Origin of the sequence: Acinetobacter nosocomialis NIPH 2119, from assembly GCF_000368085.1 — a bacterium.
Lineage (GTDB): Bacteria > Pseudomonadota > Gammaproteobacteria > Pseudomonadales > Moraxellaceae > Acinetobacter > Acinetobacter nosocomialis.
Map to the genome: position 1 here is coordinate 2,601,119 of NZ_KB849239.1, position 24,537 is coordinate 2,625,655.

Annotated in this window: 29 protein-coding genes and 1 pseudogene; 13 read left to right on the plus strand and 17 right to left on the minus strand. The window is 39.9% G+C overall.

The window, feature by feature from the left end:
- Window positions 1–780: an NRDE family protein gene (locus F984_RS15975; RefSeq protein WP_004710677.1), complete on the minus strand. Its 780-nt coding sequence runs from the start codon at window positions 778–780 to the stop codon at window positions 1–3.
- A 93-nt stretch (window positions 781–873) separates the two neighbouring features.
- Between F984_RS15975 and lgt the strand changes: the two genes are divergently transcribed.
- From lgt to msrA, 8 genes are all read left to right on the plus strand, one after another.
- Window positions 874–1,692: a prolipoprotein diacylglyceryl transferase gene (gene lgt, locus F984_RS15980; protein ID WP_002053387.1), complete on the plus strand. Its 819-nt coding sequence runs from the start codon at window positions 874–876 to the stop codon at window positions 1,690–1,692.
- A 73-nt stretch (window positions 1,693–1,765) separates the two neighbouring features.
- The gene (locus tag F984_RS15985) at window positions 1,766–2,125 is read left to right on the plus strand and encodes a hypothetical protein (protein WP_004710678.1); all 360 of its coding nucleotides are present in this window, start codon (window positions 1,766–1,768) and stop codon (window positions 2,123–2,125) included.
- An 11-nt stretch (window positions 2,126–2,136) separates the two neighbouring features.
- Window positions 2,137–2,499 (plus strand): hypothetical protein, encoded by a 363-nt coding sequence (locus tag F984_RS15990; protein ID WP_004710679.1) that lies wholly within the window; start codon window positions 2,137–2,139, stop codon window positions 2,497–2,499.
- Between the two features lie 117 nt (window positions 2,500–2,616).
- Complete coding sequence (thyA, locus tag F984_RS15995; RefSeq protein WP_001203170.1) at window positions 2,617–3,459, plus strand: thymidylate synthase; 843 nt, start codon at window positions 2,617–2,619, stop codon at window positions 3,457–3,459.
- Window positions 3,460–3,503: 44 nt separating this feature from the next.
- Complete coding sequence (locus tag F984_RS16000; protein ID WP_000312548.1) at window positions 3,504–4,013, plus strand: dihydrofolate reductase; 510 nt, start codon at window positions 3,504–3,506, stop codon at window positions 4,011–4,013.
- A gap of 14 nt (window positions 4,014–4,027) precedes the next feature.
- On the plus strand, window positions 4,028–5,083 hold the full coding sequence (locus tag F984_RS16005) for an Lnb N-terminal periplasmic domain-containing protein (RefSeq protein ID WP_004710680.1): 1,056 nt from the start codon (window positions 4,028–4,030) through the stop codon (window positions 5,081–5,083).
- Between the two features lie 148 nt (window positions 5,084–5,231).
- Window positions 5,232–5,729, plus strand: coding sequence for an SRPBCC family protein (locus F984_RS16010; protein ID WP_004710681.1), 498 nt, complete (start codon window positions 5,232–5,234; stop codon window positions 5,727–5,729).
- A gap of 135 nt (window positions 5,730–5,864) precedes the next feature.
- Window positions 5,865–6,389, plus strand: a complete 525-nt coding sequence (msrA, locus tag F984_RS16015; RefSeq protein WP_002053439.1) for a peptide-methionine (S)-S-oxide reductase MsrA — start codon at window positions 5,865–5,867, stop codon at window positions 6,387–6,389.
- Between the two features lie 57 nt (window positions 6,390–6,446).
- Here the strand turns inward: msrA and F984_RS16020 are convergent, their stop codons facing one another.
- The 5 genes from F984_RS16020 to F984_RS16040 form a co-directional block, all read right to left on the minus strand.
- Entirely contained in the window at window positions 6,447–6,851 is a 405-nt protein-coding gene (locus F984_RS16020; RefSeq protein WP_004710682.1) for an ExbD/TolR family protein, read from the minus strand.
- The gene (locus F984_RS16025) at window positions 6,851–7,471 is read right to left on the minus strand and encodes a MotA/TolQ/ExbB proton channel family protein (protein ID WP_002053291.1); all 621 of its coding nucleotides are present in this window, start codon (window positions 7,469–7,471) and stop codon (window positions 6,851–6,853) included. The genes F984_RS16020 and F984_RS16025 overlap by 1 nt, the downstream gene beginning before the upstream one ends.
- A gap of 45 nt (window positions 7,472–7,516) precedes the next feature.
- The gene (locus F984_RS16030) at window positions 7,517–8,272 is read right to left on the minus strand and encodes an energy transducer TonB (protein WP_002053518.1); all 756 of its coding nucleotides are present in this window, start codon (window positions 8,270–8,272) and stop codon (window positions 7,517–7,519) included.
- Between the two features lie 387 nt (window positions 8,273–8,659).
- Window positions 8,660–9,523, minus strand: a complete 864-nt coding sequence (purU, locus tag F984_RS16035; RefSeq protein WP_002053369.1) for a formyltetrahydrofolate deformylase — start codon at window positions 9,521–9,523, stop codon at window positions 8,660–8,662.
- Window positions 9,524–9,597: 74 nt separating this feature from the next.
- Window positions 9,598–10,290, minus strand: a complete 693-nt coding sequence (locus tag F984_RS16040) for a TetR/AcrR family transcriptional regulator (protein WP_002053350.1) — start codon at window positions 10,288–10,290, stop codon at window positions 9,598–9,600.
- A gap of 112 nt (window positions 10,291–10,402) precedes the next feature.
- Here F984_RS16040 and F984_RS16045 point away from each other — a divergent pair, with 112 nt between their 5' ends.
- From F984_RS16045 to F984_RS16060, 4 genes are all read left to right on the plus strand, one after another.
- The gene (locus F984_RS16045; RefSeq protein ID WP_004710683.1) at window positions 10,403–11,851 is read left to right on the plus strand and encodes a coniferyl aldehyde dehydrogenase; all 1,449 of its coding nucleotides are present in this window, start codon (window positions 10,403–10,405) and stop codon (window positions 11,849–11,851) included.
- 167 nt (window positions 11,852–12,018) lie between these two features.
- Window positions 12,019–12,255, plus strand: coding sequence for a 50S ribosomal protein L28 (rpmB, locus tag F984_RS16050; RefSeq protein ID WP_000048256.1), 237 nt, complete (start codon window positions 12,019–12,021; stop codon window positions 12,253–12,255).
- Window positions 12,256–12,267: 12 nt separating this feature from the next.
- Window positions 12,268–12,423 carry a 50S ribosomal protein L33 gene (gene rpmG, locus F984_RS16055; RefSeq protein ID WP_001205031.1) on the plus strand — a complete coding sequence of 52 codons (156 nt, stop codon included), beginning with the start codon at window positions 12,268–12,270 and terminating at the stop codon, window positions 12,421–12,423.
- Between the two features lie 147 nt (window positions 12,424–12,570).
- Window positions 12,571–14,280, plus strand: coding sequence for a cation:proton antiporter (locus F984_RS16060; RefSeq protein WP_004710684.1), 1,710 nt, complete (start codon window positions 12,571–12,573; stop codon window positions 14,278–14,280).
- Between the two features lie 36 nt (window positions 14,281–14,316).
- Here F984_RS16060 and F984_RS16065 read toward each other — a convergent pair whose 3' ends face one another.
- The 10 genes and pseudogenes from F984_RS16065 to F984_RS16110 all read right to left on the minus strand — a co-directional run bounded on the left by F984_RS16065 (window position 14,317) and on the right by F984_RS16110 (window position 23,114).
- Window positions 14,317–14,595, minus strand: a complete 279-nt coding sequence (locus F984_RS16065; protein WP_002053465.1) for a hypothetical protein — start codon at window positions 14,593–14,595, stop codon at window positions 14,317–14,319.
- Between the two features lie 112 nt (window positions 14,596–14,707).
- The gene (locus tag F984_RS16070) at window positions 14,708–15,211 is read right to left on the minus strand and encodes a DUF6586 family protein (RefSeq protein WP_004710685.1); all 504 of its coding nucleotides are present in this window, start codon (window positions 15,209–15,211) and stop codon (window positions 14,708–14,710) included.
- Between the two features lie 122 nt (window positions 15,212–15,333).
- A pseudogene (locus F984_RS16075) lies at window positions 15,334–15,495 on the minus strand (ASCH domain-containing protein); the annotation flags it as partial.
- 7 nt (window positions 15,496–15,502) lie between these two features.
- Window positions 15,503–15,742 carry an RNA recognition motif domain-containing protein gene (locus F984_RS16080; RefSeq protein WP_004710687.1) on the minus strand — a complete coding sequence of 80 codons (240 nt, stop codon included), beginning with the start codon at window positions 15,740–15,742 and terminating at the stop codon, window positions 15,503–15,505.
- Window positions 15,743–15,816: 74 nt separating this feature from the next.
- A complete protein-coding gene (locus F984_RS16085; RefSeq protein WP_004710688.1) occupies window positions 15,817–17,796 on the minus strand; it encodes an ATP-dependent helicase in 1,980 nt (659 codons plus the stop codon).
- Between the two features lie 116 nt (window positions 17,797–17,912).
- Window positions 17,913–18,485: an HdeD family acid-resistance protein gene (locus F984_RS16090; protein WP_006580460.1), complete on the minus strand. Its 573-nt coding sequence runs from the start codon at window positions 18,483–18,485 to the stop codon at window positions 17,913–17,915.
- 137 nt (window positions 18,486–18,622) lie between these two features.
- Complete coding sequence (locus tag F984_RS16095; RefSeq protein WP_004710689.1) at window positions 18,623–19,381, minus strand: hypothetical protein; 759 nt, start codon at window positions 19,379–19,381, stop codon at window positions 18,623–18,625.
- An 86-nt stretch (window positions 19,382–19,467) separates the two neighbouring features.
- On the minus strand, window positions 19,468–22,104 hold the full coding sequence (gene topA / locus F984_RS16100) for a type I DNA topoisomerase (RefSeq protein WP_004710690.1): 2,637 nt from the start codon (window positions 22,102–22,104) through the stop codon (window positions 19,468–19,470).
- 35 nt (window positions 22,105–22,139) lie between these two features.
- A complete protein-coding gene (locus F984_RS16105) occupies window positions 22,140–22,589 on the minus strand; it encodes a hypothetical protein (RefSeq protein ID WP_002053270.1) in 450 nt (149 codons plus the stop codon).
- 147 nt (window positions 22,590–22,736) lie between these two features.
- Window positions 22,737–23,114, minus strand: coding sequence for a winged helix-turn-helix transcriptional regulator (locus F984_RS16110; RefSeq protein WP_004710691.1), 378 nt, complete (start codon window positions 23,112–23,114; stop codon window positions 22,737–22,739).
- A gap of 99 nt (window positions 23,115–23,213) precedes the next feature.
- Here F984_RS16110 and F984_RS16115 point away from each other — a divergent pair, with 99 nt between their 5' ends.
- Complete coding sequence (locus tag F984_RS16115) at window positions 23,214–24,221, plus strand: zinc-binding alcohol dehydrogenase family protein (RefSeq protein WP_004710692.1); 1,008 nt, start codon at window positions 23,214–23,216, stop codon at window positions 24,219–24,221.
- 54 nt (window positions 24,222–24,275) lie between these two features.
- Here F984_RS16115 and F984_RS16120 read toward each other — a convergent pair whose 3' ends face one another.
- Complete coding sequence (locus F984_RS16120) at window positions 24,276–24,521, minus strand: SlyX family protein (protein WP_002053395.1); 246 nt, start codon at window positions 24,519–24,521, stop codon at window positions 24,276–24,278.
- Window positions 24,522–24,537 lie beyond the last annotated feature (16 nt).

Sequence of the window (24,537 nt, forward strand, 5' to 3'; positions counted from 1 at the left end):
TTAACGGTTTAGAGGCACCTGCTGCTGTACAATTTGGCCGCTATGTTCGCCTTGCTGGGTCTTTTCCAACCAAATCCATTCATTATTGGTCATTCTTAAGAAATTAGAACACCGAGTTCCATATACTGAACTTTGAATAAAAGTCGATGATAACAACTCTTCCATTTCTGGTTGAATGCCTGTATTTGGCAACAATGCTGTGGTGACCTTGCGCTCATCTTCTAAAATATCCCACGCTGCATGTTGCAAGCTTAACTCTTCTGTTTTGTGCTGATGCATAGGCAAGAACTCTTGCGTAAAACGTGTGCGTAAATGTCTGGTTTTCTCCCAGTGATCGGACATTAAACCATTCGAAACCACATAAACACCGTTGGCTAATACTTGAGGAGCCTCACCACGGTTGCTCATGTAGACCGCTTGATCAGCAGTCCCCATAAACAGGTTAAAACCAGCAAAGTTCTGTTGCCGTTGTTCTAATTGCTGAGCAAAGCGAATCGGTAATAAATCAGACTCTAAAAAAGCCTGAACCAAATGACCACGAGAAGTTTCATATTGTTTTTTATCACGTCCATCACGAAAATTGGTTAACACAGCCCATCGGCCCTGCGGCGTAACACCCATCCAAGTACCACCCGACTGTAAGTCTTGCCCTGCAATGATTGGCGTATGTTCCCATTGATGCAACAATGCTGTTGGTCGGTGATAAAACTCATCACGGTTTGAAATCAGACACAAGGGCATATCATCCAGAACATGCCATGCTAAAGCCACAATACACATTGATTCTTGTTCCCTATGTTTACACATTGAATGTACAACATTTTTCACATCATTCCGCTACAATCTGTCAAAACGTAAGATCAAGGAGCAGCAATGCTGACCTATCCTAATATCGATCCGGTCGCAATACATCTAGGGCCTCTTCAAGTCCATTGGTATGGACTCATGTATTTATTGGCATTTTTATGTGCTTGGGGACTCGCTTCCTACCGTGCCAAACAGCGTGATGGCTGGACATCGGACATGGTTTCCGATCTGGTGTTTTACGGCGCCTTAGGGGTTGTACTCGGCGGACGTATCGGCTATGTACTTTTCTATGAGTTTGATAAATTCCTGGAAAACCCGATCTGGCTCTTCCAAGTCTGGACAGGTGGTATGAGCTTCCACGGCGGCTTCTTAGGCGTCATGATTGCAATGCTATTCTGGTGTAAAAAATATCAAAAAACATGGTTCCAGACACTCGACTTTATTGCCCCTTGTGTACCGACAGGCTTAATGTTTGGACGCTTCGGTAACTTTATTGGTGGAGAATTATATGGTCGTGCGGTTACAGACCCGAATTATCCATTCGGAATGATTTTCCCAACCGACCCATTACATTTAGTTCGTCACCCTTCTCAAATTTATCAAGCGCTTTGTGAAGGCCTAATTCTATTCATTGTTTTGTGGTGGTTTAGCTCAAAACCACGCCCACGCATGGCCGTATCTGCCCTATTTTTAATGGGTTATGGTGTTGCACGCTTTGTGATGGAATTCTTCCGTCAACCAGATGCTGACCAAGGTTTTATCTTGTTTGGTTGGATGACGAAAGGACAAATCCTCACCGTTCCAATGCTACTCATTGGCCTTTGGATGATGTGGTATGCCTACCAAAAGAAAATTTATGACTGGGGCCCTCAAAAGAACAGTTAACATCTAAATCAGAGGAGTTTCGGCTCCTCTTTTTTATGCTACAGTTTTTATCTCCCAAGTAAGAAGATTCGCCATGCTGGAATTCTGGTTTAACAAGCAAGTCCCGACTTTTAAAAAATTAATGATCTTAATTATTACCCTCTTAATCTGTATTGGGTTATATCAATATCAACCATTGCCCTTAGATACTATTTTAATGTTTACAGGAACTGGGGTTATTTTTTTAATCTGCCGTTACTTTAAATTGCATTTTGCTCAAAGTAACCCGACTGGTTTACTTTACCGCCTATTTACGTGGGTGCCTATTGCCCTCTTGTTTGCACTTATTTTTGTAAAAACCATGCCTAACTTGTTGATCTGGGGCGTCCAAGGCATTGCATTTATGGCACTTGCTGCTTTTATTTTTTCACCACAATCGTTATTTAACAAATAGGCTCATTTTTTATGTTGGCTTATTGGTATAACGCACCACGTCACATCAAACTCATCTTTATTATTGTCGTTTGTGCTGCAATTTATGCAGCCAATCAAGTTCAGCCTTTATCGTCGACTTACACTATTCTGAGCCTCGTGTTAGGGTTCGGGCTTCATTTCGGGCAATATTTACAAACAAAAATTCCAGAGCACAGCTCATATAAATCTAAACTCCAGTTTCTGCTTGGAATTTACCCTCTCATTATTGTTGTTATTGTGATGTGGTTACTGCCCCCTCAACACAATTGGATCGCAACAATACAAGCTTTAGGCTTTGTACTGGTTGGATTTTTTCTTGTTTCAATTTATCAAAATCGTGCCAAGCGTTTTTAAGCATAAAGTTTAGCTCGTTTTTACTATTCCTAAAGCATGCTATTATCTTCCACGGTTTATTGATCCATGAACCGTCTCCCTTTTATTTTATGGAATTAATCCGAACTCGAGAGTGTTATGCGTGCATATTTAGACCTTCTACAACATATCCTTGATAATGGCGGTGACAAAGGCGACCGTACAGGCACAGGAACCCGTTCTGTATTTGGTCATCAAATGCGTTTTGATCTCTCTAAGGGTTTTCCTTTACTCACCACAAAAAAAGTTCACTTTCGTTCTATCGTGATTGAGTTACTTTGGTTCTTAAAAGGCGATACTAACGTTAAGTACTTACAAGACAATAAAGTCACCATTTGGGATGAATGGGCAACAGCAGAACAAACTGCCCGTTTCGGCCGCCCAGAACATGAACTTGGTCCAGTTTATGGCCATCAATGGCGTAATTTCGGCGCAACCAAAAATGCCGATGGTACTTATAACCAAGATGGTTTTGACCAAATTAAATGGTTAATTAATGAAATTAAAACCAACCCAAATTCACGCCGCTTAATTGTCTCTGGCTGGAATCCAAATGAGGCAGGACAAGTTGCATTACCGCCTTGCCATACACTCTTCCAATTTTTTGTACAAGACAACAAGTTGTCATGCCAGCTTTATCAACGTAGTGCTGACGTATTCTTAGGCGTGCCATTTAATATTGCCAGCTATGCCCTACTCACCCATATGATTGCTCAGGTGTGTGGCTTAGGTGTTGGTGATTTTGTTTGGACAGGTGGCGATACGCATCTTTACGCAAACCATTTTGAACAGGCAAAACTACAATTGACGCGTGAGCCATTACCACTTTGCCAATTAAAACTTAATCCGGAAGTTAAAGATATTTTCGACTTTAAATTTGAAGATATCGAGATTGTAGGCTACGAGTCACATCCGGCAATTAAAGCACCAGTTGCAGTATAACGACGGCTTAAATTTCATTAGATTACGGTTTAGAGAATAAAATTATGGCATGGCAAAATGTAGAAGTTGTCCACGTTGTCGCAATGGACAAAAATCACTGTATTGGTAAAGGCAATGCGTTGCCATGGCATATCTCTGCCGACTTAAAACACTTTAAAGAAATCACACAAGGTGGTGTGGTGATCATGGGCCGCAAAACCCTTGAGTCTATGGGCCGTGCTCTACCGAACCGTGTGAACTGGGTAATTACCCGTGACATTAACTGGCATTTTGACGGCGTAAAAATTGCGTATTCAATTGAAGATGCTTTAAATGCTGCTTTAGAAGATGCCAAAAACACCGAAAAGCAAGCTTTATTCATTATTGGTGGTGGCGAAATCTTTAAGCAAACCTTGTCAATTGCAGACCGTCTTGAGCTCACTCATGTTGACTTAGATGTACAAGGTGATGCACATTATCCAACTATACCGAGTGAATTTCATAAAACTGCAAGCGAACAGCAAGTAGATGAAAAATCAGGAACTTCATTCGAATTTGCCACTTATAAAAAATAATTTTCTGGTCGCCTATGCACAATATCGGAACGCGTGAATTTATTATCACCCTCGCTTTCGGCGCTTTACATAGTTTATTCACGTTGTTTATTGTGCTTTCCAGCATTTGGGTATGCTTAGCCTTATGGGTGCAACAACCTTTTGGCTGGTTAGGCAGCCGTATTATTATCGGCATATGGATTGCTTTTGCTTTAAGTATGGCAGGCTTATATTTCAATGGACATATCATTAGCCGTCGTACAGACGTTTTAATCTACCTGTTAGCTTTTGCCTGCTCTTTGGTTTGGTACTTTTCGATTACAGCACGTCAAGACCGTGACTGGAACCCTGAAGTTGCCAATATGTTAAGTTACGAAAAACACGGCGATGTTATTACCTTGCATAATGTCCGTAACTTCAACTGGCATCCAGATGGAACCTATGATGTCCGCTGGGAAACCCGTACTTTTGATCTAAACCAGTTAAATGGCATAAATATCATTACCTCTTATTGGATGGGGCCACAAATTGCCCATACACTGGTCAGTTTCGAATTTAAAAATCAACAACCTTTAGTTTTTTCCATCGAAATACGAAAAGAAAAGACTGAAGAGTTTTCAGCAATTGGTGGTTTTTTTAGAAAATATGAACTGAGCTTAATTGCATCTGATGAAAAAGATATTGTCTACACACGTAGCAACATTCGTAAAGAGCAAGTTTATAATTTCCCGGTCAATATGCCTCGCTCTGAACAAAAAGCACTATTTTTAGAATATCTTAAAAAGTCAGATGAGCTACATGCACAGCCAAAATGGTATAACACCCTCACAAGTAATTGCACAACCTTGATTTTTGATATGGTTCAAGCCATTAATCCATATCAACTTCCTAAAGATTATCGGTTGATTGCTTCTGGTTACTTACCTAATTATTTATATGATCTTAAAGCACTTAATCAAAATATTAGTTTAAAACAGTGGTATCAAATCGCACATATCAATCCACGTACTGAGCATTTTGAACAACTTTCAGATCAGAGTAGTGAACACTTCTCTCAAATTGTGCGACAAGGTTTACCCAAAGCTGACTAGAGTCTGCTTGATATTTTATAGGCTCATTTTCGCCAAATATTAGAAGAATACTTTGATAGCATTGAATATGATCTGCAAAAATTACAAAGTAATTTCAAAACTTATTCAATTTGTAAATTAACCAGTTTTCTAATAAAGGAAAATAATCATGACAGAAAAAATTACACCATTTAGTATTTCTAAAGTATTTAATGCACCCCGTGATCTTGTATTCAAGGTACATACTGATATTAATCACTTACAAAATTGGATGAGTCCAAAAAATTTTAAAATCATTCATACCTTAATGGATTTTAGAGTTGGGGGAACTTATCACTATGGATTAGAAGGACCCGATGGAACACAAATGTGGGGTAAGCAAGTGTTTCGTGAGATTGTACCTAATGAGCGATTAACGTTTATTCAATCTTTTTCAGACAAAGACGGTAACAACACACGACACCCTATGTCACCGACATGGCCATTAGAAATGTTAGCAACCACAACTTTTGAAGATATTGATAATAAAACAAAAGTCACAATTACTTGGCAACCGTGGAACTCTGACGATATTGGTAACTCAACTTTTGATTCTGCACGCGATGGAATGACGCAAGGATTTAATGGAACATTCTCCAATTTAGAAGCTTATTTAAAAACCCTTTAAATATAGAGGATCTGTTGGTGGCTATCGAAAACTAAATAAGTTATTCTCTTTTTCTTTACTTTTTTATACACGCTTTACTTTGTAATCTAGATAGATAGATCCTATTGTAATAGGCAGGAAATAGAGGGAAAAACAATGCAACAGGCATTATTTGGTGGCGGCTGTTTTTGGTGCGTCGAAGCTGTATTTTTACAAATACGTGGTGTAGAAAAAGTAACAAGTGGTTATGCTGGTGGACATACAACTCAGCCAACTTATGAGCAAGTATGTCAAGGTGACACTCAACATGCTGAAGTAGTTCTCATCGACTTTGATGAACAACAAGTTACATATTCTCAGTTACTTGATGTGTTCTTTGCAACGCATGATCCAACGACCTTAAATCGCCAAGGTAATGATATTGGTACTCAGTACCGCTCTGTTATTTACTATTTTAATGAAGAGCAAAAACAGGCAGCAGAACACACGATTCAAACGTTAAAAGATGACGATCTTGATATTGTGACTGAGCTGTCTCCTGCCCCGACATTCTATCCAGCCGAAGAATATCATCAGAATTACTATGCAAAGAATCCTTCACAAGGTTATTGCAACTTTGCGATTCCACCTAAGCTATTAAAGCTATATAGTAAATTCCAGCATCTAATGAAAGATCAATAAATTAGAGCAATAAAAAAGCAACCGACTTGGTTGCTTTTTTATTGAGTAAACTAAATTTTAGTTTTCACTTACAAAGGCAATATCGCTCAGTCCGGCTTCACTGGCGCGAGACATTACCTGAGCTACCATATCGTACTTCGACTCTTTATCAGCACGAAGTTGAACGGTTGGTTTAACCGCACCTTGACCTGCTTCTTGGAAACGTTTTTGAAGCTCATCAAGACTAATTACTTGAGTATCCCAAGCCACTTCACCATTTGCATTGATACTAATCGTAATTGCTTTTGGTGGTGGATCAATAATTTCAGCAGTTGTTTTAGGCAGTGTTAATGGAATCGATGGGTTGGCAACTGTTGCTGTGACCAAAAAGATGATCATTAACACCAACATAATGTCGATTAGCGGAATGAGGTTCATCTCATTTATGCCACTATCGTGGTCTTCACCCAATTGAAAAGCCATTAAGCTTGACCTCCAACATAACTTTGCTCTGCAGTTTTAACATCAGACTTTACAGTTGAGTCTTGCTGCAACATGGTGTCGATTAACAAACTGTGTGCTTGATCTTGTAAATCATGAGCAAGACCACGATTAGCACGTACACAAATGTTATAAGCCAATACCGCAGGAATCGCAACTGCAAGACCAAGACCAGTCATAATAAGTGCTTCACCTACTGGTGTAGCCACCTGAGCCAAACCTGCTTGTCCGCTCTTACCTACAGCAACCAGCGCGTGGAAAATACCCCATACCGTACCAAACAAACCAACAAATGGTGCAATTGAAGCAATTGTTCCTAAAACAGAAATACCTTTCTCAGCATTGACTTTTTCAGCAGAAATTTGGCGCAATAATGCTTGCTCTGCAACTGCTTTACGCTGTTCAAAACTCAAAGGCTGTAACTTCGCTTTTAGCGAACTAATAGCTTTAGAGAGTTGAGCATAAGCTTGTTGTTTTAGTTGGCGAGTCCCCATCAAACGTAAGATGAAAACTGTCCAGGTAGCAATCGACATTGCCAATAAGATGAAATACAGGGTTTTACTCACTGCATCTGCATGTTGCCAATAGATTGAAAAGTTCATATTCGAACTCCTGATTAAGGTTAGCCGTTGGGACTCAAATTTCGTTTAAGGGGTTAAATCAAACGGTTGCTCTGCTTTAATTGGATAAGCAACACCGTTTTCCATATAAGGTTTAAATTTTGCACCACGTACAGCACGGACTACTTTGTCATCTAGACTTGAGATGCCACTGCTTCGTGTTACGCGCACATTAGTAATCTTGCCTTTTTCATCGGCTTCAATGAGTACAACAACTGAACGCGCTTCGCCTTGTAAATCTTTTGGTGAAACAGTCAAACGTGGTGAGCGACTCCACTGCACACCTGAACCACCAATTGAAACATGTTTTGGTGATGGATCTGGCGCAGGTTGAGCTTTAGGTGCTTCTTGCACCACTGGCTTTGGCTTTTCAACGACTTTTTCAGTCACAGTAGTTGTTGGGGTCACTACTTTTGGTTCAACTTTAGGTTCTGTCTTTACTGCTTGTTTAGGAGTTTCAGCCTTTTTCACCTGCTGAATTTTTTCCACTGGTTTAGGCGGAGTCACAGGTTTCTCAACAACCTTAACTTCTTTCACTTCTTTTTTAGGTTCCGGCTTTTTAGGCGGTTCTTTCGGTTTCGGTGGTAAAGGTTTTGGTTGTTCTTGAATTTTTACAAAGCGGACTTGTAAAGGCTTCTTATCAATTGGCTTTAGTTCAGCAGGCTTAATGTGGCTAACTGCCCATAAGACCCCGATATGACCAATTGCAACCGCAATTAGTGCCGTGATGACTTTCTTTTTCATCGGATTGGGAGAGTTTAAGGCTGCGGAAGATTGACTCATAAGAATCTAATTACCTAATGGATGATGAAGTCGACTTCAATTTATAGAAACGATTTCAAACATCGGATAGAACAATAAAGTGCCACAATAATAAATGAGAAGTGTTTTCATTTGCAACTACTTTTTTTTGTGAAAACACTTTCCAGTATTGTGCGATCTAACTTCATAAAGTGATATCACTTTACTTTTCTCATGTTTAGACAATGCACTAAAACTTGTTGGTTTCAGATACTACTTATCAAATCGTGCTCAACTTAAAAAAACATTAAGCAACTATATTGAACGTAATCAATGAAACCTCAAATCATAGTTATGTTATAACATTTTAATTTTATTTTAGCCATAAAAAAGCACACTCAAAAGTGTGCTTTTAAAAATATGAGGTAATTAGAAAACAACCGTCTTATTACCATCTACAATGATTCGGTCTTCTAAATGCCATTTAACAGCACGAGCTAACACATTACGTTCCACATCTTCCCCAAGCTCACGTAACTGCTCAACATTATAATCGTGGCTCACACGTTCAACGTCTTGCTCAATAATTGGGCCTTGGTCTAGGTCAGCAGTCACATAGTGAGCTGTTGCACCAATCAACTTCACACCTTTTTCATAGGCTTGCTTATATGGATTTGCCCCAACGAAAGCAGGTAAGAATGAGTGGTGAATATTGATGATTTTCATTTCCCATTTAGAAACGAAATCTTCACTTAAAATCTGCATGTAACGCGCTAGAACTAATAAGTCATTACCCTGCATCATTTCATGAATTTGAGCATAGGCTTCTGCTTTATTGTCTTTAGTTACCTTAATCACAGTAAACGGAATACCAAAGTTTTCAACTGCTTCACGTAAATCTTCATGGTTAGAAATAACGTGGGTAATTTCACAAGGTAAAGAACCACGAGCATGGCGCCACAATAACTCAAGCAAAGCATGGTCGACTTTAGAAACTAAAATACCAACCTTTTTAACGTCATTTACAAAAGCAAGACGCCATTGCATGCCATAACGTTCAGCAACATTTGCAGCGAAAGTCTGAATTAAAGCATCCTTACGTGACTGTAAATGATCAAGTTCAAATTCAACACGCATGAAATAACGCCCGCCTTGAGCTTCCGTCGCATACTGATCAAGCGCGGTAATGTTTGCACCTTGGTGGTACAAAAAGCTCGATACAGCCTGTACGATCCCAGGCTTGTCTTCACAAGTAATCAGTAAACGGGCTGTATTGGCAGTGGTCATATTCATTTGGTTAATATCACTTAATTGAGACAAAATTTTGATAAGCCGAGTATTCTAGCGCTCTAAATAAACAAGCACAACTATTCATCTTTTAAGGATGACAAGCTTGCAAAAAGATCAGAGGGTCCAAGTGATTCTAACAATTGTTCATAAGTCGCACGGCTTTCACCCATCAAATAAGGGCCTTCTAAGAAAACCATTTGACGTAATGCTTGCCAGACCCATTTCTCTTCAAGGTGATTATTGTCACTAATATGCCCAGACATATATAGAAAGTTGGTCCAGTTCGTTAAGACAATCCAAAGGTTAATAATTAAAGCTTCAATTTCAGAAGCTGTCATTTTCATAAGTCCTGCATCAACAAAGGCCTGATAAATTCGTTGTCCTTGTTGCATCACCTGCCCCGCAAATCGAGGGTAGATTTTTTTAAAGTCTTCGTTACTTTCAACTAAGTGATAAACATCACGATGAATAAAACGATAGTTCCATAACTGACCGCTGAGCACTTGAAAATAGTTAATTTTGTCATTGGTCGTTAATGGTCTGTCTTCAGGTAAAGATAGCATTTCCAAAGTCTCGACCTGATATTGATACATTAATTCTTTAATAATTTCATGCTTGTTTCGAAAGTGATAATACAAGTTTCCAGGACTAATGCCCAACTCTGCAGCAATATGATTGGTAGTGACAGACCGTTCGCCACGCTCATTAAAAAGCTGCAAACTGATTTGTAAAATCCGGTCTTTTGTCTTCAAAGCTTTAGGTAGAGACATTTTAATAACCTTCGTTAATTCATATGGTTAAGACTTGCACACAGAAACCAACTTGACTCTTTAGAGTATTTACTCTAAAAAATAAGTATATCAGTATATTTGGTAAGTACCGATGAACAGTCAAACAAAAACAAATCCAGAGACTCAGGTTCCTTATGATGTTAAGCATTTACAAGATTTGCTTGAGCAGCAAAAGATTGCCTACTTACGTCATCCGGTACCCACTGCTAAAGAGCGTATTGATCGTTTAGCTCGTCTTAAAAGAGTCTTGGTAAAATATCAAGATCAGATTGCCGAAGCAATTAACCTTGATTATGGCAATCGTGCCATTATGGAAACCAAAATTGGTGAGTTGCTTACCTGTCTTGAACAAATCAAATATTACAGTAAGAACCTGACCGGATGGATGAAACCATCAAAACGCCATATCAGTGTATTACATCAGCCAGCAAAAGGTTGGGTACAATATCAACCAATGGGAGTAATTGGCATTATTACACCATGGAACTACCCTTTACTACTGTCTGTTGGTCCACTTATTTGTGCGTTGGCTGCAGGTAACCATGCCATGATCAAAATTTCGAGTGCTTCTCCAAATTTTGGACAGGTTCTTGAAAATGCACTTTCTGAAGCCTTCCCACAAGAGCTGGTTGCGGTGGTAAATGGCGGCGGCGTAATTTCTGATGCGTTTAGTCATTTGCCTTTCGATAAAATGATTTTCACTGGCTCGACTTCTGTTGGTAAAACCGTCATGGCAGCCGCAGCTCAAAATCTGGTTCCGGTTATTCTTGAGTTGGGTGGTAAATCCCCTGCTTTGGTACATGCTTCCGTAGATATGAAAGATGTCGCACAGCGTATTGCTGTTGGTAAACTATGGAATGCAGGCCAAACTTGTGTTGCGCCAGATCATATTTTCTTGCCACGCGGAAAAACTGCCGAGTTCATTGAAAACTTTAAATTGATTGTGGCTGGAATGTACCCACATTTCCGTAACAACCAAGACTACACCTCTATTATTAATGATAAACAGTACAACCGTATTCAGGGATATCTCGAAAATGCCCGTGATCAAGGTGCGCGTATTGTTGAAGTTAATCCGCAAAATGAAATTTTAGATGATGTCCGCAAAATTGCACCGACTCTAGTGACTGGTGTAACAACTGCAATGGATATTATGCAAAATGAAATTTTTGGTCCTGTACTACCAATTTTAGAATATGACCAAATCGAAGAGGTCATTGAGTTTATTAATAGTCGCCCGCGTCCTTTAGCAATGTATTATTTTGATTATGATCAGGCACGCGCTGATTATATCTCTCAACATACTCATTCAGGGCATTTCGGAATTAACATGGTGATTACCCATGTTGCGCAAGATGACTTGCCATTTGGAGGAATCGGCGCATCAGGTATGGGTAAATACCACGGACCTGAAGGCTTTTTTGGGCTGTCACATGAACGTTCGGTCATGTCAAATCCAAAACTTTATAGCTTGAAATACATTCTTCCACCGTTCAATAAACCAATTCATCGCTTCATTTCGAAAACCTTGTTGCGTTAACTGATCAAGGCATGATCTGTTACACTAGATCATGCCTCGTTTTTACCAATTTCGCTTGTCTTTTAATCGTATTTTTGGTATAAAACGCCCCTTGAATGAATTCATCCGTTTACATTTAGTATGACTGGCCACAGATTTGCTGTTGGCTAAATCAATGGAGTTACACCATGTCTAAGGTTTGCCAAGTTACCGGCAAGCGTCCAGTCGTTGGTAACAACGTCTCACACGCCAACAACAAAACCAAGCGCCGGTTCGAGCCGAACCTGCACCACCACCGTTTCTGGTTAGAAAGCGAAAAACGTTTTGTACGTCTTCGTTTAACCACTAAAGGTATGCGTATTATTGACAAATTGGGTATCGAAAAGGTTGTTGCAGACCTTCGTGCTCAAGGTCAAAAGATCTAAGGAGTCTGAGCAATGCGTGATAAGATTCGTCTCGTTTCTTCAGCTGGTACAGGTTATTTCTATACCACGACTAAAAACAAACGTACTATGCCGGAAAAAATGGAAATCAAAAAATTTGATCCAAAAATCCGTCAACACGTGATTTTCAAAGAAGCTAAAATCAAATAATTTTAGCGTCGAAAAAAACGACTTCTTTAAGAAGTCGTTTTTTTTTGCATTTTTTTTATACCTGCCTTTTTGTTAAACTTTCTACATATTCCGCCTTGGCATTTTTTATGCTTGTCTTTAGCCTAACTCACGTAAAAGGAGTTTTTAGTGCCGCATGACGTAGATTTAATTATTTTACTTGCTGTTGGTTTCGGTGTTGCCCTCTTTTTTGGCTATATAGCCGCCCGACTACGACTTCCCCCTCTTATTGGCTATCTTATTGCCGGAATTATTATTAGTCCGAATACCCCTGGCATAGAAGCAGATATTCATCTTGCCAACCAACTGGCTGAACTCGGCGTAATGTTCTTGATGTTTGGCGTTGGGATGCATTTTTCATTAAATGATCTTTTACAAGTTCGTCGTATTGCCTTGCCGGGTGCGATTTTACAGATTGCTGTTGCCACCTTACTTGGTATTGGCGTTTCAATGTTATGGGGCTGGAGCTTTGGCTCCGCTCTGGTTTTTGGCTTAAGCCTATCGTGTGCGAGTACTGTTGTCTTATTAAAAGCTTTAGGAGACCGCGGTCTTTTAGACTCAGTAAACGGCAAAATTGCTGTGGGTTGGCTGTTAGTTGAAGACTTAGTGATGGTACTTGTTTTAGTACTTCTTCCAGCTACAGCAGTTTTACTTGGTGGCAAAGCACCAGCAGGCGCAGAAGGCAACATTTGGTTAACGCTTGGAATCACCCTATTAAAAGTGATTGGCTTTATTGCGTTCATGCTCATTGTAGGCAAGCGTGTAGTGCCTATCATTATGCAGTTTGTTGCTCGCTTAGGTTCAAGAGAGCTATTTACGCTGACAGTCGTAGCAGCAGCTGTTTCAATCGCCTATGGCTCTTATGCTATCTTTGGCGTTTCAATGGCCTTAGGGGCCTTCTTTGCGGGTATGGTCGTAAAAGAATCAGACTTTAGCCATCGTGCAGAAGAAGAGACTCTTCCTCTACGTGAAATTTTCTCAATTTTATTTTTCGTTTCGGTAGGAATGTTGTTTGATCCACATATTCTTATCGAGCGTCCACTGCATATTTTGGCAGTTATCGCGATTATTATGGTGGGTAAAACACTTGCTGCAATGGCCTTGGTTTTATTCTTCCGCTATCCAATTAATACTGCTTTGACAGTCGGGGCTAGCCTTGCACAAATTGGTGAGTTTTCATTTATTTTGGCTACACTGGGAGTTTCTTTAGGTCTATTAACTCTAGAAGCGCAAAACCTGATTTTAGCGGGTGCTTTGTTCTCAATTACGCTTAACTCTTTTGTTTTCTCGGCAGTTGAACCTGTACAACGCTGGATTCGTGAACGCTCTCATTTGGCACGACTTCTTGAACGTAGTGGTGACCCACTCGCTATGTTGCCAGATGAAGTCGATCAGGCTTATCTACGCGATCAAGTGGTAATTGTAGGATATGGTGGCGTTGGACGACGTATTACTGAAAATTTAATTAATCAGAATATTAAAGTCGTGATTGCAGAAGAAAATCGTGAAATTGTAGAAAAGTTACGTCAAGCAAATATTGCTGCCGTAAGTGGTGTAGCAACTGAACCCGGCGTTCTCATTCAGGCTCATATCATGCATGCACGTCTTTTGGTGATTTCCCCTATGGATATTTTAGATATTCACCGGATTGTGGATATTGCCAAACAATTGAACCCTCAAATTCAGGTTTTAATTTGTGCAGAAAGTAAAGAAGAAGCTGCCGTTATTCGAGATGAAAATATTGGTGAAGTATTCTATGCAAAAGAAGAAATGGCAAAGAATATGAGCCATCATATTTTAAATCAAATCGAGCTTGCGCATCAGTCAACACATCATTAACGCATACAAAAAAGCGTACTCAAGAGTACGCTTTTTTTAACTTAGGAATTTAGGCTGCTCATCTACAACTTCAGCCTGCCATTCATTAACCTGCTTCTCTAGCAGTCCAAATAAAGCAGCTTGAATCATATGCTGGGCAACGATAGGCGTTTGCTCGCCTAATATCTCTTTTAGTTCATCACTAAATTGAATTTTAACCAAAGGCTCTTTTTCAGAACCAGCATTACGCAAGGCGAGCTCACCACCTTCGAGTTGGACTAACTCCAACACTGCTTCTTGATTTCCAAATAACTCTTTCAATTGCTGTATAGACATATACTTCCTCCATGTTTCAACATGGTGGCAAAGCACCCTTGCACTTTGCATCTCTCGTCTTATTTATATAGGCGCACTAGGATTAAATTTCAAGCGCTCAGACAGTTTAATTTTAGAACTCGACCATTTCGTTACGAAAACCATCAATTAAATGACTTAACTCTCTATGCCATTCACGCAAAATTTTCACATCAGGTAACCATGATTGTGGCCCCTGAGTCACTTTAATGATCAAATTAGAAGAAGTTTCTTCTTCCGGTGTCGGTTCAGTAGGTTCCGGTGCATATTGGCACATGCGGTAAGCACGCTTTAACTCTGCAACAAAACCATCTTTTGCCAATTGCTGCAAAACAGAAACTTCAGGAGAAACTTGTCCTTTTGCCGCCATATGCTCTTCAATCGATTTTAATGTCGGCTGTGAGTCATTTAAACGGTAATAACGTACCAGTTCTTGCAGGAATGCTAACATCGCACCATGCAAGTGAAAGACAGCTGTTTCACGATACGCTTGTACCTGCTGTACATGATCAGTTTGCTCTGCTTGTTGACACGCTAGGCGCGCAAAATAGAGTTTTTGATTGGTACGATCGGCATGATAACGAGCAACACGTGACATAACTAAACTTTCCTGTTCTAAAATTGCCATCAATATGGCTATTCTTAGCTTAACGACTCCATTGATAAAATCAACGTTATTTATGGTAAATCCAGAGAGACTTGATAAATTTTACGTTATCCCTCATCACCATCATTGATTAAAAAATTCTTGTTTTTAACAATTAATAGATCTTTAAGAGGTAACTCTGTAGGCACCCATGAACGGACTTCAAGTGTCTTTACACCTTGGGCTATATAGGTTCCATTTGGAGCAACCACAGAAAGAGCTAAAAATTGTTGCATAAAAGTATTACTCTTCAGCAGCCTTAACGCGAATACCATAACCTTTTACCTTAAGTGTATTTAGACCTTTGATTGCTTTAATGGCTTCACGCGAATTCGGCATTTCAACAAAGCCAAAACCTTTTGATTTACCTGTATCTTTATCGGTAACAACCACACAAGACTCAACTTTACCATAAGCCTTAAACAGCTCTAAAACTTCTGCTTCAGTCACTGAACGATCTAAATTACGAACTAATATTTTCATTTTCCAACCTTGATTAGCCTTAAATAATAAAGGCCAATACACATTTGAGTATTCACAGTGTCTTATACAGTAGTTTAGTCGAGATCGATACCAAAACCTAAGTTTACTGTTCGTGAAGTGTTCCATTGTTTTTTGGCAAATGGCTGCGGAACTTGACGATGAATTTTTGCCTGCACCAAATGAGCAGGTAAATCATTTAGGAAATAACTTTCGATTTTACGGCCTTGTTCGTCATATGTATCTTGTGACCATGTATTGAGATTTTGCTTCGTTAAAATCAATTCATTTTCCGCACGTGTTAATGCAACATACAATACACGGCGTTCTTCTTCGACTTCATCAAAATCGCCCTGCACACGCGCATATGGAAATTGATTTGGTGAGACATGCGGCACATAACACACCTTCTGTTCTGCACCTTTAGCCGAATGAATTGTAATTAAGGTCACTAAATCATCATCACCCGCTTTTTCAATTTCAGAAACTGAAATTGGTTCAAGCACATATTCTTCAAGGAACTCACCAAGAGATGCATGTTTACGCGCTAGTTGTTTGACTAAATCAAAATCTCTAGCGCGACGTGACCAATCTTTAGTTTTATAGTTTTGCTCCAACTGTTCACTTAAGGCATCAAGAGCTAGTCCAATACTTGCCTCAACATGCTGCTGTAGCACATCAAGCTGCTTCAAAATCAAAATAGCCTGTAAAGGAACTTTTCCATGACGCTCCAAACGCTGGCAACGCTCTTCAACCTCACTAATGCTCATTAACTCTTGTGCTAACTTGCTGGCCCCAACGTCACCAATACCATCCCATAAGGTTAAAAAGCGCATCCAAGCCAAGTCATCCTGCGGGTTACTCACAATACGTAATAAACTGAGCACATCCTTTACATGCGCTGATTCAAGTAACTTTACGCCCCCAATAAAACGATACGGAATTTCAGCAGCAATAAATGCCCCTTCCAAATAACGAGCACTGTAGCCAGAGCGGACTAATACCATATGGTCATACCAATTTGCGCCCTGCTGATGCCGCTCTATTAAGTCTTGTGCAATCCAGTTGGCTTCTTCAAATTCATTACCAAACAAATGGAGTTGTGGCTTTTGTCCTTTGCCACGATGTGCCTGTAACTGTTTTTGATAATCGATTGGACTGTGGGCGAGTAACCAATTTGATAAATCTAATATTTCTTGAGTCGAGCGATAATTTAAATCTAAAGTATGAATTACTGCGTCTGGAATCCGCTCTTTAAACGAATGAATGTTTTCAAAGTCGGCACCACGAAAACCGTAAATCGACTGAGCATCATCTCCCACACAAAATAATTTCACCTTACCAATCAGTGGCTGCAAAAGAGCCCACTGTAAAGGATTGGTATCTTGCATCTCATCAACCAGTAAAGCTTGGCAAAAGCCTGCAACCCAATTCGTCAGTGCTTCCGAGTTTTGTAAATGAACAGCGACGATCGACAAAATGTCATCATAATCTAAAAAATTACGCTCTCTTTTACGCTGTTCATAGGTTTTCATTAACTCAGCAATTTGTGATTTATATTCATATGCTTCAGGTAATTGCTTGAGTAACGCTTCAGACAGCTTAGATTGCGTATTTCGGGCATAAGAATATAAATCACACAGCTCTGCCGCTTTAGGCAAAACACTATCTTTGTCTTTGCCTCTCAATAAGCGAAACATGAGTAACTGATCATCACGATCAATAATACTAAATTGGGTTAAACCAAACGCTTGCGGATTACGACGCAATAAATACATGCAAAAGGTATGAAAAGTGGATGCGCGAAGGCCTTTGGCTTGTGCACCAACATGCTGTTCAACCCTTGCAACAATTTCACTCGCAGCACGGCGCGTGAACGTTAAAATCTGAATTTGATTGGCTGACAAACCCTGATCAATTAAATAAGCTGCGCGAGCAACAATGGTTTTAGTCTTGCCACAGCCCGCTCCAGCCAAAACCAAACAGTTTTGTGCTGTAGTAGTTGCTGCTTTTTTTTGCTGAGCATTTAATTCATTAATTAACTTTGCAAGACTCATAACACATATCGCTAAAACACCAAGGCTTAGTTTAACAGACCCATGCCATGAGATGGACCTTCACTCACTAAAAACAAAAAAGGACACCCTAGGTGTCCTTTTGTTCGTTATTTATATTAAGAAACCGTTTTTGAACTAGAAGGCAAATGTTTAATTGCAGAAGCAAGTCCTAAAAAGTTGATTCCCTGAAATAAAATATCTACTGCTAAAAACATTCCCAACACCCAAAAAGGTGAGTCTTTAGAAACTAAAATTAAAATACCGGTAGCGAGTGTTAGTAACCCGGAAAATAAGGTCCAGCCCCATCCAGCGATTGGTCTCAATAAAAATGCATTTATAGTACGAATTACCCCGGCAATAATCAGGGCAATTGATAATAAGCTAGTTAAAACCACAGCCGTAGTCACAGGCGTAGAAAATGCGTAATAGCCCGCCATTAAATACAGCACACCAAAAAGTGCCCACAGCCATCGGCTACCGCCCTTAAATACACTTATGGCAGCAATCAAGTGCAGCACACCACCTATCATCATTAAAATACCAAATAGGAAAACAACCGAAAATGTTGCAAATGGCAGTGAGCTAAATAACACCAAACCGAAAATAATGAGCACAAAGCCTAATATTAGATACCATTTACGATCAGCATGTAGCTGATTACGAACTAAATCATTACCTACAGTTTTCATCATGGCTACTCTTATTATCAGGTATTAGAAAGTTTATATAATGTCATTATAGTGATGTACTTCACATTTATTGTCTGTATAAGATCTGCATCGTTTATTAACAATTGATGGGGATAAAACAGTATTTATCCACAATTTTATTTCAACCATCCAATTTCTTGAGCAGTCGGTAAACCGATTACAGTTTCTTGTAAATCACTTGGCATTTTATTGGTCTGTTCAGATAATGGTGTTCGACCACCCATGATTTCTGATCGTGTTTGTGGATAAAGAGGGACCTTTTCAGGTTGTGCGTAGCCTAATGGATAAATCGGCTGACCTGTTTTTAAATCATATTTATCTTTTGCGCCAAAGCCGTGTAATAGCTCGTGAACGATAACAACCTGATTTTGTGGGGCTTGCTCTCGTGTAGCAAACAAATTAACGCTACCAATACGGCCTTTTTCTAAAGCAGTCGAATGCACCAAAACTTTTTGATAACTTGGATCATAATAATTTAAATAAAGTTTGAGTGATGCGTCCCTGTCTTCAGGTTGCTGTTGTCGCCATGCATAAAAACGAAACTTTAAGCTCCACCAAATGACATTCAGGATATTGGCATTTTGAGGAACTACAGGCGGCCTCTGCTGTAGTTGCTGCCCTAAACGAATTTCAAAGTTACTAGATTGCCCACGATAATGCTGTGACCATTCACTTAGGTAGCTTTTAAGCGTTTGGAAGTCAGCGTTTTGTAGCTGATGAATATAAGCTTGCGTGGTTTGTAAACCATCCACATTTATTGGGTGCAATACCACAACAATAGGCTGATTCCAGTCTTGGTTTTGGTCACGCCACGCTTGAACTGCAACGATTAATAAAACAATCAATAGACACAAAATCCGAATGTTTTTCCACATTCTTGTTCCCCATAAAAATTAAATTTTCTTTTCTTGTTCTAGATATAAAAAATGCTAGCTGAGCTAGCATTTTTCATTTGTCTTATTTAGCCTTCAATCCATTTACCGTCTTGGTAAATCAGGCTCCATTTAGTTTGTTTACCTTCTGGTGTTTCAGATCCCACATACTGTGATTGGTTCTTACGACTAAACTTCACAATCGTTGGGTTACCTTCAGGGTCTACATCCGGAGCTTGTAAAATAAACTGGTATTTTGGATCAAGTTGGTCAGCAACACTACGAAGCTCAGCAACTTTTGGTGCACGTGTTTCACGAATTTTCGGGAACTTACTTGCAGCCAAGAACAGACCAGCCGCGCCATCACGTAACACAAAATAGTCATCATGTTTGGTCGAGCGCAAATGTTCCATCTTAATTGGTTCTACGCGTGGTGGTACAGGTTGTCCATTTTTCAAGACTTTACGGGTATTATCACAGCTTGTACAAGCGAAATACGGACCAAAACGGCCAGTTTTAAGCTGCATTTCACCATCACATTTATCACATGGAATGGTTGGACCATCATAACCTTTGATCTTGAACTCGCCTTCTTCAAGCTCATAACCATCACAGTCTGGGTTGTTACCACAAACATGTAACTTGCGGCCACCATCAATGACATAACTGTCCATTGCTGTACCACATTTAGGACAACGATGTTTAGACATCAAGTCTGCGGTTTCAGCACTGTCATCATCAGATAACGCTGCTAATGACTCAACTGGTGTTAAGTTCAAAGTTCCTTTACAGCGTTCTTTAGGCGGCAAGTTATAACCTGAACAACCTAAGAATACGCCTGTAGTACCCGTACGAATCTGCATTGGTCGTGAACATTCAGGACAATGTACTGCTGGCACTTCAACTGGTTGATTACGGCGCATTCCCTGCTCACCTTGAGCATTGGTCAGACGCTTTTTAAAATCACCGTAGAATGTATCGAGTAATTCTTTCCAATTACGCTCACCCGTTGCCACACGGTCCAACTGACCTTCTAAATCTGCGGTAAAAGCATAATTCATCAGGTTATTAAAACTTTCATCAAGACGATCTGTTACGATTTCGCCCATTTTCTCGGCAAAGAGACGGCGATTTTCTAACTTAACATAACCGCGTTCTTGAATTGTAGAAATAATGGCAGCATAAGTTGACGGACGACCAATACCACGTTTTTCAAGTTCTTTTACTAAAGATGCTTCAGTAAAACGAGCTGGTGGTTTGGTAAAATGCTGACTTGGATCTAGCTTTTCTAATTTTAAAATTTCACCCACTTTAATTGCAGGTAAAATGATATCGTCATCAGATTTGTTAGCACCACGAACTTTAGTGAAGCCATCAAATACAAGCGTACGGCCTTTTGCCTTTAACTCCACATTGCCAGCTTCAACGGTTAAAGTTGAAGATAAATATTCTGCCGGAGTCATTTGGCAAGCAACAAATTGACGCCAAATTAAATCATATAAACGCTGCGCATCACGCTCTACACCTGCAAGTTGATCACCTGTAAGTGCAACATTTGACGGACGAATTGCTTCATGGGCTTCTTGAGCACCCGCTTTGTTACCATAGCGGTTTGGCTTTGCTGGTAAATATTTCTCACCAAACTGGCTTTCAATATGCGCACGGACCATACTTACAGCGTCATCACTCAAGAATGTTGAGTCCGTACGCATATAGGTAATAAAACCAGCTTCATACAAACGTTGCGCCAACATCATGGTTTTCTTTACAGAGAAACCTAAGCGTGTACTTGCCGCCTGTTGTAAAGTCGACGTGATATATGGTGCACTCGGATTCACCTTAGTCGGCTTATCTTCACGCTGTGCAACTTTATATTCAGCGCCCTTTAATACATCCAACAGGGCATCTGTTTCAGCTTTGTTCTTTAATTTAAGTGTTTTTCCAGCCTGTTTAACAGCCTCAAGACGAATATCATCTTTTTTAGCCTTAGTGTCTGCAAACACTTGCCAATATTCTTCTGGAATAAAAGCACGAATTTCACGTTCACGTTCAACAACAAGCTTTACCGCTACAGACTGTACACGACCTGCTGACAAACCACGGGCAATCTTTTCCCATAGTAATGGCGAAACCATGAAGCCTACTACACGGTCCAAGAAACGACGCGCTTGCTGTGCATTAACACGGTTTAAGTCGAGACGTGTTGGCTGTTTAAATGCTTCTTGAATGGCATTTTTAGTAATTTCGTTAAATACCACACGATGATAACGGCTATCGTCACCACCAATCACTTCGCGTAAGTGCCAAGCGATTGCTTCCCCTTCTCTATCCAAGTCCGTTGCGAGATAGATTGCATCTGCATCTTTGGCAAGTTTCTTGAGTTCAGCAACAACATTTTCTTTGCCAGGTAGAACCTCGTAGTGTGCTTTCCAGTCATGTTCCGGATCGACACCCATACGATTAATCAGCGCAGATTGAGCTTTTTGTTCTTTTTCAGCTTCAGTGAGTTTTGTCCGGGCAGCCGGCTTTTTCTCTGTTGATTTGCTGCCGCCTGTTGGCAAGTCACGTACGTGACCTACAGAAGACTTAACAATGTACTGCGAACCTAAATATTTGTTGATGGTTTTCGCTTTGGCAGGCGACTCCACAATCACTAAGGCACGTTTATGTGCAGCAGAGGCAGTAGATGCTGTGCTTTGAGATGCAGAGCGCGAGGTATTCGCCATATAAAATGTTATTCCTATACCAATAAATTTAAAAATCAGGCTTCAGCCAAGGCCAACAGATAAGCCTTCATCTCATCTAATTGCGTGGCTTTTAGGTCCGATTCCTCATCCCAATAAAGGCCTACACAGTTTGCCTGCATATCAATAGCATAAATCCCTTTTAATGCAATGGGAGAATCATTAAATTTCTCATCACCCTGCACTACTTTTAATTTTCCGTCTATAACACGAGCACGCATGAGCGTTAAACGAGCATCGGGGATCAATACACTATAATAAGCAACCATGCTGGCACGCTTTTCAGTTGCCATCGGGACATGTGTCCATTCAGGTGCGGCAATTATGCGTGGATGTAGTCCCATTTTACGGGCTTTGTCTCGCATAATACCGAGTGCCTTTTCACGCGGACTCACTCTTAAACCAAAAATGGAGCCCAGCACAAAAAGAACAATGATAACGGTAACCCAAATTCCGATATTGTCCATAGCAAAACCTATTAATCTCTTTTATTAGAGTTGCATAAGCTGACCAGAAAACGCAAGTTACATCATAAAAATAATGTCCAATTAACCGACGAGGTTAAAAACTACAACATTTCCTCATAGATATTCTTAGCAATCTAGGCACAATATTTAGGCGCTCTTTTCAGTTTCAAGACTAGCTAACTTACCAAACTGATTCAGATGCGCATCTCCCCACGTTTTTAGAGCAAGAAGTATCTGCTCCAGCCCGAGCCCCAAATCAGTCAGGCTATATTCCACTTTAGGAGGAACTTGAGGATAAACCTCGCGATGAATAATGCCATCTTGTTCTAACTCACGAAGCTGATTGGTGAGCATTCTTTGCGTAATGCTTGGAACTCGTTTACGGATTTCATTAAATCGTAAAGTTCCTTCATTTAATAAATGCCAAAGAATGACGCATTTCCATTTACCATCAATCAAACTGATCGCGGCTTCAACTGAACAACCCGGTGAGCAGTCAAAACTTGAATGTCGAGCTTTTGCCATTTTACAGTATCCTTTTTGACACTATGAGCGTTATTTGTCTGTAGTCACTATTTTTAAGCTTACGTTATGATCAAACTCTCAACAAGAGGAATCACAATTATGAAAGCTGTCGCATATCAAAAAGCAGGTCCCATTACATCGCCAGAATCACTCGTTGATATTGAACTCGATACACCTGCTGCGAAGGGACACGATTTACTAGTTCGCGTGCAAGCTATTTCAGTAAATCCAGTCGATACCAAAATACGTAAAAATATAAGTGCCGAATCCGGCTGGAAAGTGCTTGGCTGGGATGCTGTAGGCACGGTAGAAACGATTGGCGATAAAGTCACTCAATTCAGAGTAGGCGATGTTGTTTGGTATGCAGGTGCTTTAAATCGCCAAGGCAGTAATAGTGAATTGCAATTGGTTGATGAACGTATTGTTGGTCATAAACCAAAAATTTTAGAAGCAACAGAGGCAGCAGCTCTCCCTTTAACTGCAATCACAGCTTGGGAAATGCTATTTGATCGTCTGCAAGTTCCAAAGACTGCACCTGCTAATACAACTATTTTAGTGATTGGTGGAGCTGGCGGTGTAGGTTCAATTACCATTCAGCTTCTTAAGCAATTAACTAACCTCACGATTATTGCTACAGCTTCACGCCCTGAAACAAAAGAATGGGTAGAACAACTAGGTGCCGACTATGTATTAGATCATCGCGAGCCTTTAGCCCCACAAATCAAGCAATTAGGCTTAAATGCACCTTCATATGTGTTCTCGACCACTCAAACGGATCAGCATTTATCAGATATTGTAGAGTTGATTGCACCACAAGGGCATTTTGGCTTAATTGATGACCCTGAACAGTTAGATATTAAACCGTTTAAATCGAAGTCTGTATCCGTACATTGGGAATTTATGTTTACGCGTTCAATGTTTCAGACTGAAGATATGCAAAAACAAAGTGATCTATTAAATGAAGTCAGCAAGCTGGTTGATGAAGGGAAAATTAAAACAACTGTGACTGAAGTTTTAAGCCCAATTAATGCTGAAAACTTAAAACGGGTTCATCAGCAAATTGAAAGTGGAACAACAAAAGGGAAGATTGTTTTACAAGGTTTTTAAGTAAAATTCAAAATACCCCCTAATAAAAAGGCAAGTATTGAACTTGCCTTTTTATTAATAGTGCGGGGGTTTATTCGTTAATGGATCAAAAGGTGCAATGCCTTCTGATAAATCCGAAGATTCCACACGTTGATAAAGCAATTGCATTTGTTTTTTCAAATCAGCTATTTCCTGAGTTTGAATAGCGAGTTGTTGATTTAATTGTTCAACTAAATCATCCAAAAATGTAATTCGCACTTGCAAATCTTCAATGGGTGCGGAAAATGACGCTTGATCATCATGATATGGTGGTTTAGTCATTTAAATCCTCATTTGA